Origin of the sequence: Polynucleobacter sp. 31A-FELB (assembly GCF_018882405.1) — a bacterium.
Taxonomy (GTDB): Bacteria; Pseudomonadota; Gammaproteobacteria; order Burkholderiales; family Burkholderiaceae; genus Polynucleobacter.
The window spans coordinates 14319-29507 of the sequence record NZ_JACVOO010000018.1; the positions used below are offsets into that span (position 1 = coordinate 14319).

The 15189-nt window shown below is 48.2% G+C and carries 10 protein-coding genes; 5 read left to right on the top strand and 5 right to left on the bottom strand.

Translation table 11 applies throughout. The features are described from left to right. Nucleotides 1-3: 3 nt before the first annotated feature. Both ICN30_RS09890 and polA read right to left on the bottom strand, forming a co-directional pair. Nucleotides 4-900: a dienelactone hydrolase family protein gene (locus ICN30_RS09890; RefSeq protein WP_370626634.1), complete on the bottom strand. Its 897-nt coding sequence runs from the start codon at nucleotides 898-900 to the stop codon at nucleotides 4-6. A gap of 15 nt (nucleotides 901-915) precedes the next feature. Continuing rightward, nucleotides 916-3744 (bottom strand): DNA polymerase I, encoded by a 2829-nt coding sequence (gene polA, locus ICN30_RS09895; protein WP_216275309.1) that lies wholly within the window; start codon nucleotides 3742-3744, stop codon nucleotides 916-918. An 81-nt stretch (nucleotides 3745-3825) separates the two neighbouring features. Between polA and ICN30_RS09900 the strand changes: the two genes are divergently transcribed. The 3 genes from ICN30_RS09900 to ICN30_RS09910 are packed head-to-tail and all read left to right on the top strand — an operon-like array spanning nucleotide 3826 to nucleotide 5999. Next, nucleotides 3826-4233, top strand: coding sequence for a hypothetical protein (locus tag ICN30_RS09900; protein WP_255533212.1), 408 nt, complete (start codon nucleotides 3826-3828; stop codon nucleotides 4231-4233). 9 nt (nucleotides 4234-4242) lie between these two features. Further along, a complete protein-coding gene (locus ICN30_RS09905) occupies nucleotides 4243-5220 on the top strand; it encodes a homoserine kinase (protein WP_216275311.1) in 978 nt (325 codons plus the stop codon). Beyond that, entirely contained in the window at nucleotides 5217-5999 is a 783-nt protein-coding gene (locus ICN30_RS09910; protein ID WP_216275314.1) for a BPSS1780 family membrane protein, read from the top strand. Before ICN30_RS09905 ends, ICN30_RS09910 begins: the two co-directional genes overlap by 4 nt. On the opposite strand, the gene ICN30_RS09915 is transcribed toward ICN30_RS09910, so the two are convergent. Next, a complete protein-coding gene (locus ICN30_RS09915; RefSeq protein WP_216275316.1) occupies nucleotides 5996-8383 on the bottom strand; it encodes a UvrD-helicase domain-containing protein in 2388 nt (795 codons plus the stop codon). The genes ICN30_RS09910 and ICN30_RS09915 overlap by 4 nt on opposite strands. A 24-nt stretch (nucleotides 8384-8407) precedes the next feature. On the opposite strand from ICN30_RS09915, the gene ICN30_RS09920 reads away from it, so the two are divergent. Next, nucleotides 8408-11299 (top strand): valine--tRNA ligase, encoded by a 2892-nt coding sequence (locus ICN30_RS09920; RefSeq protein WP_216275318.1) that lies wholly within the window; start codon nucleotides 8408-8410, stop codon nucleotides 11297-11299. Between the two features lie 27 nt (nucleotides 11300-11326). Next, the gene (galU, locus tag ICN30_RS09925; RefSeq protein WP_216275320.1) at nucleotides 11327-12211 is read left to right on the top strand and encodes a UTP--glucose-1-phosphate uridylyltransferase GalU; all 885 of its coding nucleotides are present in this window, start codon (nucleotides 11327-11329) and stop codon (nucleotides 12209-12211) included. 97 nt (nucleotides 12212-12308) lie between these two features. On the opposite strand, the gene ICN30_RS09930 is transcribed toward galU, so the two are convergent. Together ICN30_RS09930 and alaS are read right to left on the bottom strand one after the other, a co-directional pair. Continuing rightward, nucleotides 12309-12536 (bottom strand): sulfurtransferase TusA family protein, encoded by a 228-nt coding sequence (locus tag ICN30_RS09930; protein WP_114692512.1) that lies wholly within the window; start codon nucleotides 12534-12536, stop codon nucleotides 12309-12311. An 8-nt stretch (nucleotides 12537-12544) separates the two neighbouring features. Beyond that, nucleotides 12545-15169, bottom strand: coding sequence for an alanine--tRNA ligase (gene alaS, locus ICN30_RS09935; protein ID WP_216275322.1), 2625 nt, complete (start codon nucleotides 15167-15169; stop codon nucleotides 12545-12547). Nucleotides 15170-15189: the final 20 nt, after the last annotated feature.

Sequence of the window (15189 nt, forward strand, 5' to 3'; positions counted from 1 at the left end):
AAATTACGCAACCCCGTTTTGTTTAAACCAAGCAATGCACTTTTCCCAACCATCTTTAGCGGGACCTTCGCGATAAGTAGCTCGGTAGTCAGCATGGAAGGCGTGCGGTGCGTCAGGGTAGATTTCAAAACGACAAGCTTTCGCGGCTGGATTTTTTGGAGCTGCTTTTGCAAGCGCTTCACGCATTTGCTCAACACTCTCTAAAGAGATGCCAGTATCAGCACCGCCATACAAGCCCAGCACCGGCGCTTTCAGATCGGCAGCGATATCTACTGGATGGCGCGGATTGCCTTCTGTTTTCTCACCAATGACGCGACCATACCAAGCTACACCAGCCTTAACCTGAGGCAGCGTGGCTGAGAGCCAAGTAATGCGGCCGCCCCAACAAAATCCAGTGACGCCCACCTTTTTCAAATCGCCACCATTCTTGCCAGCCCAGACCAAAGCTGCTTGCAAGTCATTCAGAACTTGCGTATCCGTAGTTGGGGCAACAATATTTTTCTGAATCTCGGCAATCGTGCCGTAAGTATTTGGATCGCCGGCACGTGTAAAGAATTCTGGGGCAATCGCCAGATAACCTAATTTCGCAAAACGACGTGTGACGTCAGCAATGTACTCGTGCACACCAAAGATTTCACTAACCACAATCACGATTGGCAAATTGCCTTTAGCTTTCTCTGGACGAGAAACATAAGCAGGCAACTGAAAGCTTCCGACTGGGATCATTTGTTCGCCAGCCTTAATGCCGGTAAAGTCTGTCTCAATCGCCGCAGCTAAGACTGGTTCAGAGGCAGCAACAAAGCCAATACCCATAGTTGTTGCAGTAATAGCAGAGGCTTTCATAAAACCCCTTCTATTGCTAGACACTATTTTTGAATCTTGATCTTTTTTCATTGTCATTTTTAGTCTCCTGATTTAGTGCGCTTCTTCCCAATTATCGCCAATCCCAATACCAACCACCAAAGGAACCTTTAGATCAGCCACTTTACACATCAAGTCTGGTAGCTTTGCCTGCAAGAGCTCCAGTTCATCAAAGGGTACGTCAAATACCAATTCATCATGCACCTGAAGCAGCATACGGGTCTTGAGCTGCTCTTTTTCCAGCCAGTTCTCGACAGCAACCATGGCTAGCTTAATAAGGTCAGCTGCCGTTCCTTGCATTGGCGCATTAATCGCAGCCCGCTCCGCACCCTGGCGGCGAGGGCCGTTTGAACCCTTAATCTCAGGGAGCCATAGACGTCTGCCAAACACCGTCTCAACATAGCCATTCTCTCTGGCCTCCAAGCGAGTACGCTCCATGTATTGAGCAACTCCTGGATAGCGATCAAAGTACTTGGCAATGTAATTTTGGGCTGCTGAACGCTCAATACCCAAGTTACCTGCCAGGCCAAAAGCACTCATGCCATAGATCAAACCAAAGTTAATCACCTTGGCATAACGACGCTGCTCTGAAGTAACGCTTTCCAGTGGCACACCAAAAATCTCAGCGGCGGTGGCTTGGTGCACATCTTTACCGGCAGCAAATGCAGCTAGTAAATTTTCATCTTCTGCAATGTGCGCCATGATGCGCAATTCAATTTGAGAGTAGTCGGCTGAGAGTAACTTGCAACCTTCAGCCGGAATGAACGCCTCCCGAATACGGCGGCCCTCTTCTGTACGTACGGGAATATTTTGCAAGTTCGGATCGCTGGAAGCCAAACGCCCCGTCACTGCTGTCGCTTGAGAAAAGCTCGTGTGCACTCGTCCCGTCTTAGGGTCGGCCATGCGTGGCAGCTTCTCAATATAAGTCGACATCAATTTAGCGAGACTGCGGTAATCCAAAATACGTGCAGGCAGCGGATAGTCTTCAGCCAGTTTTTGCAAAACCTCTTCATCGGTTGATGGCGCGCCCGATGGCGTCTTTTTAATTACTGGGAGCTCTAACTGACCAAACAAAATTTCTGCGATCTGTTTGGGTGATTGAATATTGAAAGGTTGCCCTGCAAGCTGATGAATCTCACCCTCCAAAGCTAACAAACGTTTGCCAACCTCTTGACCCTGCTTAGACAACAACACTGAATCAATCCGAATCCCATTGCGCTCCATGATGCCAAGGACACGCATTGCTGGCATCTCAATATTTTCATAAACATAAAGAAGGCCTGGACTCTCCTGAATTTGGGGCCACAAAGCTAAATGTAAGCGCAAGGTAATGTCCGCATCTTCTGCTGCGTAGTCTGTAGCTATCTTCAGGTCGACTTGATCAAAGCCAATCTGATGCACACCCTTGCCACATACCTCTTCATACTTAATGGTCTTCATGCCAAGATGTCGCTCGGCTAAGTTATCCATGTTGTGCGGCATATGCGATTCCAGCACGTAAGACTCCAGCATGGTGTCAAACGCAATGCCTTGCAAAGTAATCCCATAGTTCGCAAAGATGTGGCTGTCGTACTTGAGGTTTTGACCCACTTTCAAATGCGAAGTGCTTTCTAACCAAGGCTTCATGCGCGCTAAAACTAATTCGCGACTGAGTTGAGTTTCTCCATTACGGTGCGCCACGGGGATGTAGCAGGCCTCTCCAGGAGTGACGCAAAGCGAGATACCCACGAGCTCAGCAGCAAGCGCATCTAAGCTCGTAGTCTCAGTATCCACAGCCGTAAGATCAGCGCCTTCAATTTTTTTAATCCAGCGATCTAATACTGCTTCATCGACAACACATTCATAGTGTTTTTCAATCGCACCTTGCAGATCAGTCGTTTCTTGGGATAAAGCGGTTGTCGCCTCTGTAGCGGTGGGGCCAAACTTTTTGGTCGCGGCCTTTACATTTTCTTCAGCAGTATTTTTGATGGGGCTACCAGCCAAATCAAAACCACTAGCGGCTTCAGGAGCTGCTCCACCCAATTGCTTCTCCACATCACGCAGCCAAGTTTTAAATGCGTAGCGCTCAAATAACTCTCGCAAGAGTGGTGCATCTTCTGGTTTTGCATGCAGATCATCCAAGCCTGGAAGATGAGGGGATAAATCACAATCCGTTTTGACGGTAATGAGTTGACGTGCCTTTGGGAGCCACTCCAAACTATTGCGCAAGTTCTCGCCAACAACCCCTTTGACTTGATCGGCATTCGCCATCAAATTATCTAAATCACCAAACTCAGCCAACCATTTATTAGCCGTTTTAGGGCCTGCCTTAGGAACGCCCGGTACGTTATCGACCGTATCACCAATAATCGAAAGGTAATCTACGATGCGCTCGGGTGGCACGCCGAATTTTGCAATGACACCATCAATGTTCAGCTTTTCATCAGTCATCGTATTAATCAAAGTGACGGATGAATTCACCAGCTGAGCCAAATCTTTATCGCCAGTAGAAATAATGGTTTCCCAGCCAGCTTGAGTGGCTTGGCAAGCCAAGGTGCCAATCACGTCATCAGCCTCAACCCCGGACACCATCAACACTGGCCAGCCCAAGGCCTTCACCATGGCATGAATTGGCTCAATCTGTTTGACCAAATCCTCCGGCATAGGGGAGCGGTGCGCCTTGTACTCAGAGTACATTTCATCCCGGAAAGTCTTGCCCTTGGCATCGAAAACACAGGCAATATGGTCAGCCTTGAGTTCTGAGCGAGCCCGACGCATCATATTGACCATCCCATAGATTGCCCCGGTTGGGTCGCCCGCCCCATTTCTGAGGTCTGGCATGGCATGAAAGGCGCGATAGAGGTAGCTAGAGCCGTCTACCAACAAGAGTCTATGTTTAGTCATACCGCAATCGTACAATCTAGTTGCTAACTGCCTACAGATCAGGTTCAAATCCCCCTGAAAAGAGGCCTAAAAAGGTGAAAAATGATGCACGCTCTAACTAACTTACTCCACTCTTCTTTGAGCCAAACCCTTGTTCTGACAAGCTTTTTTGTGGCTTTTGCCTCTTTTGGCCTGAATTCAGCGCACGCCCAAAATAATTCTCAAGCGCTGAGCCCATCCGAGCTACAGCGCATTAATAATCAGCCTTTGGCGCCCGCAGTCAACGCATCACAGGTGACAAACGCGCCTGAGACTCGTAAACCGAGCTTTCAGCACAAAGAAGTCACCGGCACCGAAGTTACTGAATACAAGGATGCCAATTCACCCACGCAAGTGGATGTGAAGACGCGCTACACCAGCTATGAAATGGCGCCTCCGGCAACGGTGATGCCTGGCGTACCAAAAGAAACTGATCTGATCAGCGTACCGAGCATCAGCATCCCTTTTTAATTTCTAGTCATGGCCGTCTTCACCCCCATTGAATTAAGCGATATCTCCGCTTGGATCTCAAATGAATTTGATATTGGGCAGGCCACTGACATTCGTGGAATTCATGGTGGCATCGAGAACTCCAATTTTTTTCTCGACACTGAAAAGGATGGCAAGAAACAAGAATGCGTTCTAACTATTTTTGAAAGACTGTCAGCAGAGCAACTTCCGTACTATTTAGAGTTAATGCGCCACTTGGCTGACAAGGGCATTGCAGTGCCTAAGCCTCTTGAAAATAAACAGGGGCAAATTCTATTTACCCTTAAAGGCAAGCCTGCAGCGATTGTGAGCAAGCTTCCAGGCCTCTCTAGACTGACTCCTGAACCAAAGCATTGCGCCATGGTCGGTGAGAACTTGGCAAAGATGCATTTGGCCAGCAGCGATTTCAAACACACTCAAGAAAACCTACGTAGCCTGTCTTGGTGGCAAAAAACAGTTCCACAAGTCTTATCACATTTAAGTGATGTGCAAAAAGAATTGCTCACGACTGAGCTTGCCACTCAGGAACAATTCTTTGCCTCTGCTGCCTATGCATCACTGCCGCAAGGAGCAAGCCATTGCGACCTGTTTAGAGATAACGTGCTGTTTGATCCTCAGGGCGCAAGCGATAGTTCTCAAGACCAGCTTGGCGGCTTCTTCGACTTTTATTTTGCCGGAACAGATAAATGGTTGTTTGATTTGGCGGTGACTGCGAATGATTGGTGTCTTGCTGAAAACAAACAAGATTTAGATCCTGCGCGGTTCAAAGCATTGATGGATGCTTATCAGTCTGTTCGCCCCTTAAGCAAGGAAGAACAAACGAGCTGGCCACTGATGATTCGTGCTGCAGCTCTACGCTTCTGGATTTCACGTCTGTGGGATTTTTATTTGCCACGTGATGCGCAAATGCTCACGCCACATGACCCCCGTCATTTTGAAAATATCCTCTTAAGTCGCAAAGCAATATGAAACTAAACTCCGTCGCCCCAAAAGAGGGTTACACCTGGATACGTCAGGGCATTTGGCTGTTCAAACAAAACCCTTTAGGTTTTTTAATGTTGGTATTCATGTATGTGTTTGTGGCGCAGTTAGCAGTACTCGTACCGGTGATTGGTATTTTTGCCGTTTTATTACTCACACCTACTTTATCGGTTGGCTTTATGACTGCCTGTCGCCAAGCGATTCAAAAAGAACGCATTCGCCCATCGGTCTATGTCATTGCCCTGCAATCTTCGCCATTAATTCGTAAACGCATTCTGCAATTAGGCTTGGTTTACGCTGCACTCATTCTGGCTCTGAGTTTTATCTTAAGCATGTTGGTGGATTTTGAATTGCTTATCCCTCTAATGACGAACGATAAGCCTATTACCCCAGAAGTAGTTCGTCAGATTTATCTGATTCTCTTTTTTGGCGGCCTGCTTTACATACCAGTAGCGATGTTGATGTGGTTCTCTCCGGTACTCGTTGCTTGGGCTGATATGCCAGTAGCGCAGGCGCTCTTTTCTAGCGCTATCGCTTGCTGGGCAAATCGTGGTGCATTCTTTTTGTATATCGCTATTTGGGGTGCAATCTTAATTGCCATCCCCCTAACGATCGGCTCTATCTTTGATGCGCTGGATTTAGGTCAAGTGGCCTCATTCATCATCGCCCCCATTTCCATGGCCGGATTGACGGTGATGCATTGCTCTTTCTTTGCTACTTGGAAAGCGTGCTTTGCTGAAAAAGAATCAGCAACCTTAATTGCTTAGTCTATCGCTGCTAGCTTAGCAATACTGAGCTGCAACCATTTCACACCATGGCGCTTGAAGTTCACTTGAGCACGCGCATCCGCATCATTACCCTCTAAGCCGGTCACACGTCCTTCACCAAACTTGGTGTGGAAAACATTCTGCCCAATCGTAAATGGGTAATTGCCACGTGGTGGCGAAGCCATTCTCGTAACGGAAGTAGAAGCTGAGCCTACGCGCCCAATTTGTCTAGCGGGTCGCTCACGCTCATTACCAGAATCAAAGAAGTCATTCGATCCAAACTCGCGTTGACGAGTGTAGCCATCTTGCCAAGTTGATCCTGAGCGACCACCATTTCCACCGGTAGCACCGCCCCAGCGCGCATCTTTTACTTTTGGCGTAAGCCACTTCAGTGAATCGGATGGCAACTCCTCCAAGAAACGAGAAGGCATGTTGTAACGCACTTGGCCATGCAGCATCCGCGACTGCGTATGAGAGAGGTAGAGACGCTCCTTGGCGCGGGTAATCGCAACATACATCAAGCGTCGCTCTTCTTCTAAGCCATTCTGTTCATTGATGCTGTTCTCATGCGGGAACAAACCTTCTTCTAACCCAGTAATAAATACGGAGGTGAATTCCAGACCTTTGGCAGAGTGCACCGTCATGAGCTGAACAGCATCTTGGCCTGCTTGGGCTTGATTATCACCAGCCTCGAGCGATGCGTGTGAGAGGAATGCTGCTAATGGTAAAACCTCCACTACGCCAGGTGTGTTCTCACCCGGTAGTGTGGCAGCAGTGGCATCTTGACCATAACCCTCTTCAGCAATAAATGCGGTCGCAGCATTAATTAACTCTTGTAAGTTTTCTACGCGATCTTGACCTTCGCGCTCCGAAAGATAGTGTTGAATCAGACCACTATGTTGAATGACGAACTCCACTGTCTCGGGCAAAGTATTGTGACGAGTAGCTTCACGCATGTGATCTACCAAACGTACAAAGCCACCTAAAGCTGCGCCCGCCTTACCATCCAATGTCGATGCCGCCAAATACAAAGAACTATTTTGCGCACGTGCTGCATCTTGCACAGCCTCAATCGATCTTGCACCAATGCCGCGTGTCGGGAAATTCACGACACGCGAGAAAGAAGTATCGTCATTTGGATTTTCCAAAAGTCGGAGATAGGCCAAAGCGTGTTTAATCTCAGCGCGCTCGAAGAATCGGAGCCCACCGTACACACGATATGGAATCGCCGCAGAAAACAAGGCGTGCTCGATGATGCGTGACTGGGCATTACTGCGATAGAGCAAAGCAATTTCAGTACGCTTGATACCGCTATTCACTAAAGCTTTGATTTCATCTACGAGCCAAGCAGCTTCTGCGTGATCGCTCGGCGCATCATAGATGCGGACTGGCTCGCCATGACCAGCATCGGTGCGTAGGTTTTTGCCAAGACGATCCGTATTGTTAGAGATAAGGTAATTGGCCGTATCCAAGATGTGGCCATGCGAACGGTAGTTCTGCTCAAGCTTAACCATCATCGGGCGATATTGCTTTTCATACAGACGCATGTTCTCAACGTCTGCACCACGGAAAGCGTAAATACTTTGATCATCATCGCCCACTGCGAATACCGCACTACTTCCCATACCACTGACATTGACGCGACTAGCATCGTGACCGGAGAGTAATTTGAGCCAGGCGTATTGCAAGGCATTGGTATCCTGAAACTCGTCAATCAAAATATGACGGAAGCGCTCTTGGTAATGCGTCCGAATCGCTTCGTTGTGTTTAAGTAATTCATAGCTACGTAATAAGAGTTCGGCAAAGTCGACTACGCCCTCACGTTGACACTGCTCATCGTAAGCTGCGTATAACTGGGCCATCTTGGCTTGAAAGTCATCGCCTACGGATAGCTCTTTGGCACGCTGACCACGCTCTTTGGCATGCGCAATGAAATACTGCAACTGCTTAGGGGGGTATTTCTCATCATCAACCTTTAAGCCCTTCAAAAGACGCTTAATGGCGGAAAGTTGATCTTGGGTGTCCAAAATCTGGAAAGTGGATGGCAAACCTGCTTCTTTATGATGCGCACGCAATAAACGGTTACAAAGACCGTGGAAAGTGCCAATCCACATACCCCGAGTATTGATGGGCAACATGGCGCTTAAGCGCAACATCATCTCCTTAGCAGCCTTATTGGTGAAGGTCACCGCCAGGACGCCAATGGGTGAAACCTGACCTGTTTGGATCAACCAAGCTATACGGGTCGTGAGGACGCGGGTCTTTCCGCTACCAGCACCAGCCAAAATCAGGGCTGACTGGGCCTGGCCATTTTCATTTACTGGCGGGAGGGTCACTGCCTCGCGTTGTTCTGGATTAAGGTTTGCGAGTAGGTCTGAGTACATCGCCCCAATTATAATTTGCCTCTTATGCCAAATGCTTCGAATACCCCTAATTCACCAGCGGCCAGCTCCTTAGACGAACTAGCCAAATCCTACGAACCTGCTCCAATTGAAGCTTATTGGGGTCCGGAATGGGAACGCCGAGGCATTGCCGACGCCACCCTAGATGAGGGCAAGGGAGATTTCTCGATTCAGTTGCCACCACCGAATGTGACGGGAACCCTTCACATGGGTCATGCCTTTAATCAAACCATCATGGATGGCTTGGTGCGTCATGCCCGTATGTCTGGCAAAAATACCTTGTGGGTTCCAGGTACAGACCATGCTGGCATCGCCACACAAATTGTTGTTGAGCGCCAACTCGATGCACAGAAAGTTTCTCGTCATGATTTAGGTCGCGAGAAATTCTTAGAAAAAGTCTGGGAGTGGAAAGAAACTTCCGGCAACACCATCACACGTCAGATTCGTCGCTTAGGCGCTTCGATTGATTGGGGTAAAGAATATTTCACAATGGACAGCAAGATGTCCAAAGCGGTTGTCGAGGTATTCGTTCGTTTACATGAGCAAGGCTTAATTTACCGCGGCAAACGTTTAGTGAACTGGGATCCCGTTTTGGGAACCGCAGTCTCAGATTTAGAAGTGGTGAGCGAAGAAGAAGATGGCTCGATGTGGCACATCCGCTATCCATTGGCAGATGGCTCTGGACACCTGACCGTTGCTACCACTCGCCCGGAGACCTTATTGGGTGACGTTGCCGTCATGGTCAACCCAGAGGACGAACGCTACAAACACCTCATTGGTAAGTCAGTACAACTCCCGCTGTGCAATCGTGAGATTCCGATTATTGCGGACGACTATGTTGATTTAGCCTTTGGTACTGGCGTAGTGAAAGTGACGCCTGCGCACGACTTCAACGACTATGCCGTCGGACAACGCCACCAATTGCCTCTCATTAATATTTTGACACTCGATGCCAAGATTAATGAAAACGCACCTGCTGTTTATCAAGGCCTTGAGCGTTTTGCTGCACGCAAACAAATCGTTGCCGATCTAGATGCTGCCGGTTTACTAGAAAAAGTACAGCCACATAAATTGATGGTCCCACGCGGCGATCGCACTCAAACTATCATTGAGCCAATGCTCACTGACCAATGGTTTGTTGCAGTATCCAAGCCAAGCCCTGATAACAAATATCAACCAGGCTCATCCATCGCTGGTGCTGCACTAGATGCCGTTACCAAAGGCGACATCAAACTTGTTCCAGAAAATTGGATTAGCACTTATACCCAGTGGTTAGAGAACATTCAAGACTGGTGTATCTCCCGTCAACTCTGGTGGGGCCATCAAATCCCCGCCTGGTATGGCGAGGATGGTCAGATCTTTGTAGCCCGCTCTGAAGAGGAAGCTAAAGCTAAGGCTGCTGCTGCCGGTTATCACGGGCAACTAAATCGCGATCCTGACGTTTTGGATACCTGGTTTAGCTCAGCACTTGTGCCATTTAGCTCATTAGGCTGGCCAGAAGAAACGCCTGCGCTCAATCACTTCCTGCCATCCTCGGTACTGGTAACCGGCTTTGACATCATCTTCTTCTGGGTAGCCAGAATGGTCATGATGACTTGCCACTTTACTGGCAAGGTTCCGTTCAATACTGTTTACGTACACGGCTTAGTTCGTGATGCGGAAGGTCAGAAGATGAGTAAGTCCAAAGGAAATACTTTGGACCCAATTGATTTGATTGATGGCATCAAGATTGAAGACTTAGTTGCCAAGCGCACTACCGGCTTGATGAACCCAAAGCAAGCCGAAAGCATTGGCAAGAAAACCAAAAAAGAATTTCCAGAGGGTATCCCTGCATTTGGTACGGATGCCCTGCGCTTTACCTTTGCCTCACTCGCATCACTGGGTCGCAACATTAACTTTGACCAAAAACGCTGTGAGGGTTATCGCAACTTCTGCAACAAGCTGTGGAACGCTACCCGCTTCGTTCTCATGAACTGCCCTGGCAATGATGAGGAGAATGGCTTTGCGCCGTGTGACAACCAATGCGGCCCAGAAGGTTATCTCGATTTTTCAGAAGCAGATAAATGGATTGTTTCTTTACTGCAAAGAACGGAAGCTGATGTTGCTAAGGGCTTCCAAAACTATCGCTTTGACAATATCGCCACCAGCATTTATCAATTTGTTTGGGATGAGTATTGCGATTGGTACTTGGAATTAGCAAAGGTTCAATTACAGACTGGTACACCCGCACAACAACGGGCGACTCGCCGTACCCTACTACGCGTTTTAGAAACGATCTTGCGCATGGCGCATCCATTGATTCCGTTTATCACTGAAACCCTCTGGCAAACCGTAGGGCCTAAGGTTGGTAAAGAGTTGGCCAAGCAAGATAAGCAAACGATTGCCTTGCAGCCCTACCCTATTGCTCAACTCGATAAGATTGATGAGCAAAGCGAAGCTTGGGTTGCCCAAATTAAATCGATTGTGGATGCTTGCCGTAATCTACGTGGCGAGATGCAGGTCTCACCCGCACTCAAAGTACCCCTCTGGATTAATGGGCCGAAAGATTTCTTAAAGCAGGCGAGCCCTTACTTAACTGCATTAGCAAAGCTGTCTGAAGTCAAAATCTACGATGACGAGTCGGCTTTAGAAAAAGATGCTCCAGGCGCACCGATGGCCTTAGTTGGCAACCTCAAGCTGCTCTTAAAGATTGAAGTTGACGTGGCAGCTGAAAGAATTCGTCTAGGCAAAGAAATTGAGCGCCTGGCCAATGAAATCACTAAAGCACGCAGCAAGCTTGGTAATGAAAGCTTTGTGGCTCGCGCCCCAGAAGAGGTTGTTGCACAAGAAAAACAACGCCTTGCTGGCTTTGAGCAAAATCATGAGAAGCTTGTTGCACAATTAGAGCGACTGAAATAAAGCAGCAATAAAACGATCGGAATTGCCATGCCATTAAGTACTAAAGCCGTTACCAAAGCCGTCTTCCCTGTTGCTGGACTAGGAACCCGTTTCTTGCCAGCCACTAAGGCTAGTCCGAAAGAAATGCTCAATGTAGTGGATAAACCCCTCATTCAGTATGCGGTTGAGGAAGCGATTGCTGCCGGTATCACTGAAATGATTTTCGTGACCGGTCGCAGCAAGCGCGCTATCGAAGATCACTTTGATAAGGCCTATGAATTAGAAGCTGAGCTCGAAGCAAAAAATAAGCAGGCTCTTTTAGAGATTGTGCGTAGCGTGAAACCAAGCCATGTTGATTGTGTGTATGTACGCCAACCCGAGGCCTTAGGTTTAGGTCACGCGGTTTTATGTGCAGAAAAACTTGTTCGTGACGAGCCCTTCGCCATCATCCTGGCGGATGACTTACTAGATGGTCAACCGCCAGTACTCAAGCAGATGCTCAAAGTATTTGATGAGCAGAATGGTTCAGTCTTGGCGGTAGAAAAAATTGATCCATCCAAAAGCAGTTTATACGGAATTATTGATGGGACGGAAGTATCCCAAGGTATTTATCACCTGAATGGCATCGTAGAAAAACCGCAGCCTAAAGATGCGCCATCTAACTTGGCGGTAGTCGGTCGCTATGTCCTGTCCTCGGATATCTTTAAACATATTCGCAATCTCAAGCCAGGTGCTGGTGGCGAAATTCAGCTGACTGACGCCATTGCTTCATTACTTAAAGAAGAGCCAGTATTCGCCTATGAATACGATGGCGTGCGTTATGACTGCGGCAGCAAGCTAGGTTATCTCAAAGCTTCCGTGGAATTTGCTTTACGCCACCCTGAGGTGAGCACTGAGTTTGCAGCGTATTTGAAGAGTCGCTCTTTAACTTAGTTCTCACAGCCATCTCCCCTGAGATAAAAATAAAAAAGGCAGAAATCACTTTCTGCCTTTTTCTTTTGCGCTGAAATTATTCAGCACTTAAAACCCTTTATCTTCTCTTGAGGAAGAAAACCAGTACATCCCCTTCAGTCGTGCTGGACAAGAGCTCATTACCAGTCTGTTTAGCAAACGCAGGAAAGTCATGGGCTGCACCAGAATCCGTTGCCTTTACTTTGAGCACTTCTCCAGACTGCATTGTGGCTAAAGCTTTCTTGGTACGCAAAATTGGGAGCGGGCAGTTCATGCCAATCGCATCTACCTCGAGATTGAATTGGATAGCATCACTCACTTAGAAGCCACCCAATCTTTCACACCAGCTAAAGCCGCGCCCAACTTACTAGGATCGGTACCGCCAGCCATCGCCATCTCTGGCTTGCCGCCGCCTTTACCACCCACCTGCTGAGCCACAAAGTTCACCAAGTCACCCGCCTTTACTTTTGCAATCGAGTCCGCAGTTACGCCAGCAATCAAACTCACCTTATCGCCCTGCACAGAAGCCAAGACAATGGCGGCTGTTTTAAGTTTCGCCTTCAAGGCGTCCATAGTCTCACGTAGAACTTGCGCATCCGCACCATCCAAGCGCGCTGCTAATACTTTCAAACCATTGACATCGATTGCTTGTGTCGCCAATTCATCACCTTGGCTAGCAGCGAGCTTGGAATTCACTTTATCCAACTCGCGCTCAGCCTGACGCAGGCTTTCTTGCAACTGAGCAACACGATTCACCAAATCACCCGGATGGGTTTTGAGGATCGTCGCTGCCTCGTTAATCTTATCTTCTAAGCCTTGCAGGAAGTTCAATGCATTTCTACCAGTGACAGCCTCAACGCGACGGATGCCTGCTGCAACACCACCTTCAGAAACAATCTTTAAGCTACCAATATCGCCGGTACGGCCAACGTGGGTTCCACCACATAACTCTTTAGAACTACCGATTTCTAGAACGCGTACCTCGTCACCATACTTCTCACCGAAGAGCATCATGGCGCCAGTCTTTTGTGCATCATCCAAAGACATTACTTTTCCAGAGGTCGCAGTATTAGCGAGGATCTCGGCATTCACAATATCTTCTATCCGACGAATTTCTTGTGCGGTAATAGGTGCGTTGTGAGTAAAGTCAAAACGGGTTTTGCTAGCATCAACCAAAGATCCTTTTTGCTGCACATGGTCACCCAATACTTCACGCAATGCTTTATGCAAAATATGCGTAGCGCTATGGTTACGCATCGTTTCAGTTCTTTGTTCAATATCTACCAAGGCATTGATTACATCACCTACCTTGAGTTCGCCTTCTTGTACTTCACCTTGATGCCCAAAGACATCGGCTTGGATCTTGAAAGTGTCTTCAACTGCAAAGCGCACTGCTTCATTGCGCAACTCACCCTTATCGCCAACCTGTCCACCAGACTCAGCATAGAAAGGGGTGTTGTCTAAAACGATCACTGCCGCATCGCCAGCTTTGACAGACTGCACAGCAGAGCCATCAACATAAAGCGCAGTTACTTTAGCGCCGTCATGTTTCAAGGTGTCGTAGCCGTGGAACTGAGTTGGCTTACCGGAATACTCTAAGCCTTGAGCTACCTTGAACTTACCGGCTGCTCTTGCTTGATCGCGCTGCTTTTGCATTGCCAAATCAAAGCCTTCAGCATCCACCGTGACATCTCGCTCGCGGCAAACGTCCGCAGTTAAATCCAATGGGAAACCAAAGGTGTCGTGCAAACGGAAAGCAGTTTCGCCATCAACCGTCTTGGCGCCACCAGCAAGCGCGCCCTCCAAAATTTCCATGCCGTTAGCGATCGTCTGAAAGAAGCGCTCTTCTTCCTGCTTAATTACTTCGCTTACTTTATCTTTTGCTGCCTGCAACTCTGGATAAGCCTGACCCATCTCTTTTACAAGAGCAGGAACGAGTTGATAGAAGAACGGTTTACGTGCACCCAATTTGTAGCCGTGACGAATTGCACGGCGTGTGATGCGACGTAGAACATAGCCACGACCAGCATTACCAGGAATCACGCCGTCCACCACAATAAAACTACATGCACGAATATGGTCTGCGATGACTTTCAGTGATGGGCTCGTTGGATCGCAATTCTCACCACCGGCCGCATCAACAGCTTCCTTAGCCGCTTTGAGCAAATTCACAAAGAGATCGATCTCATAGTTAGAGTGCACGTGCTGCAGAACTGCGGCAATACGCTCAAGACCCATGCCGGTATCTACGCTAGGCTTAGGCAATGGATGCATATTGCCCGCTTCATCGCGATTGAACTGCATGAATACGTTATTCCAGATCTCGATATAGCGATCACCATCTTCGTCAGGGCTTCCCGGAGGACCGCCGGCAATATGAGGGCCATGGTCATAGAAGATTTCAGTACAAGGACCACATGGGCCCGTGTCACCCATCATCCAGAAATTATCTGAAGCGTAACGAGCACCCTTGTTATCGCCGATGCGAATAATGCGCTCTGCTGGAACACCGATTTGCTTGTTCCAAATTTCATAAGCCTCATCGTCTTCCGCATAGACAGTGACGAGCAGCTTTTCTTCTGGCAGCTTAAATACTTCTGTTAGCAAGCCCCAGGCAAACTGAATGGCATCTTTTTTAAAGTAATCCCCAAAAGAGAAGTTGCCTAGCATTTCAAAGAAGGTGTGATGACGGGCTGTATAGCCGACGTTATCCAAGTCATTGTGTTTGCCGCCGGCACGAATGCATTTCTGGGCGGTTGTTGCGCGGTTATAGGGGCGCTTATCAAAGCCTAAAAAGACGTCCTTAAACTGATTCATCCCCGCATTGGTAAACAACAGGGTTGGATCGTCTCCAGGCACCACTGGGCTGGAAGGAACAATTTGGTGGCCTTTTTGGGCGAAGTAGTCCAGGTACGCCTGGCGAATTTGGGAGACTTTCATGCGAATAATTATCGCATTGG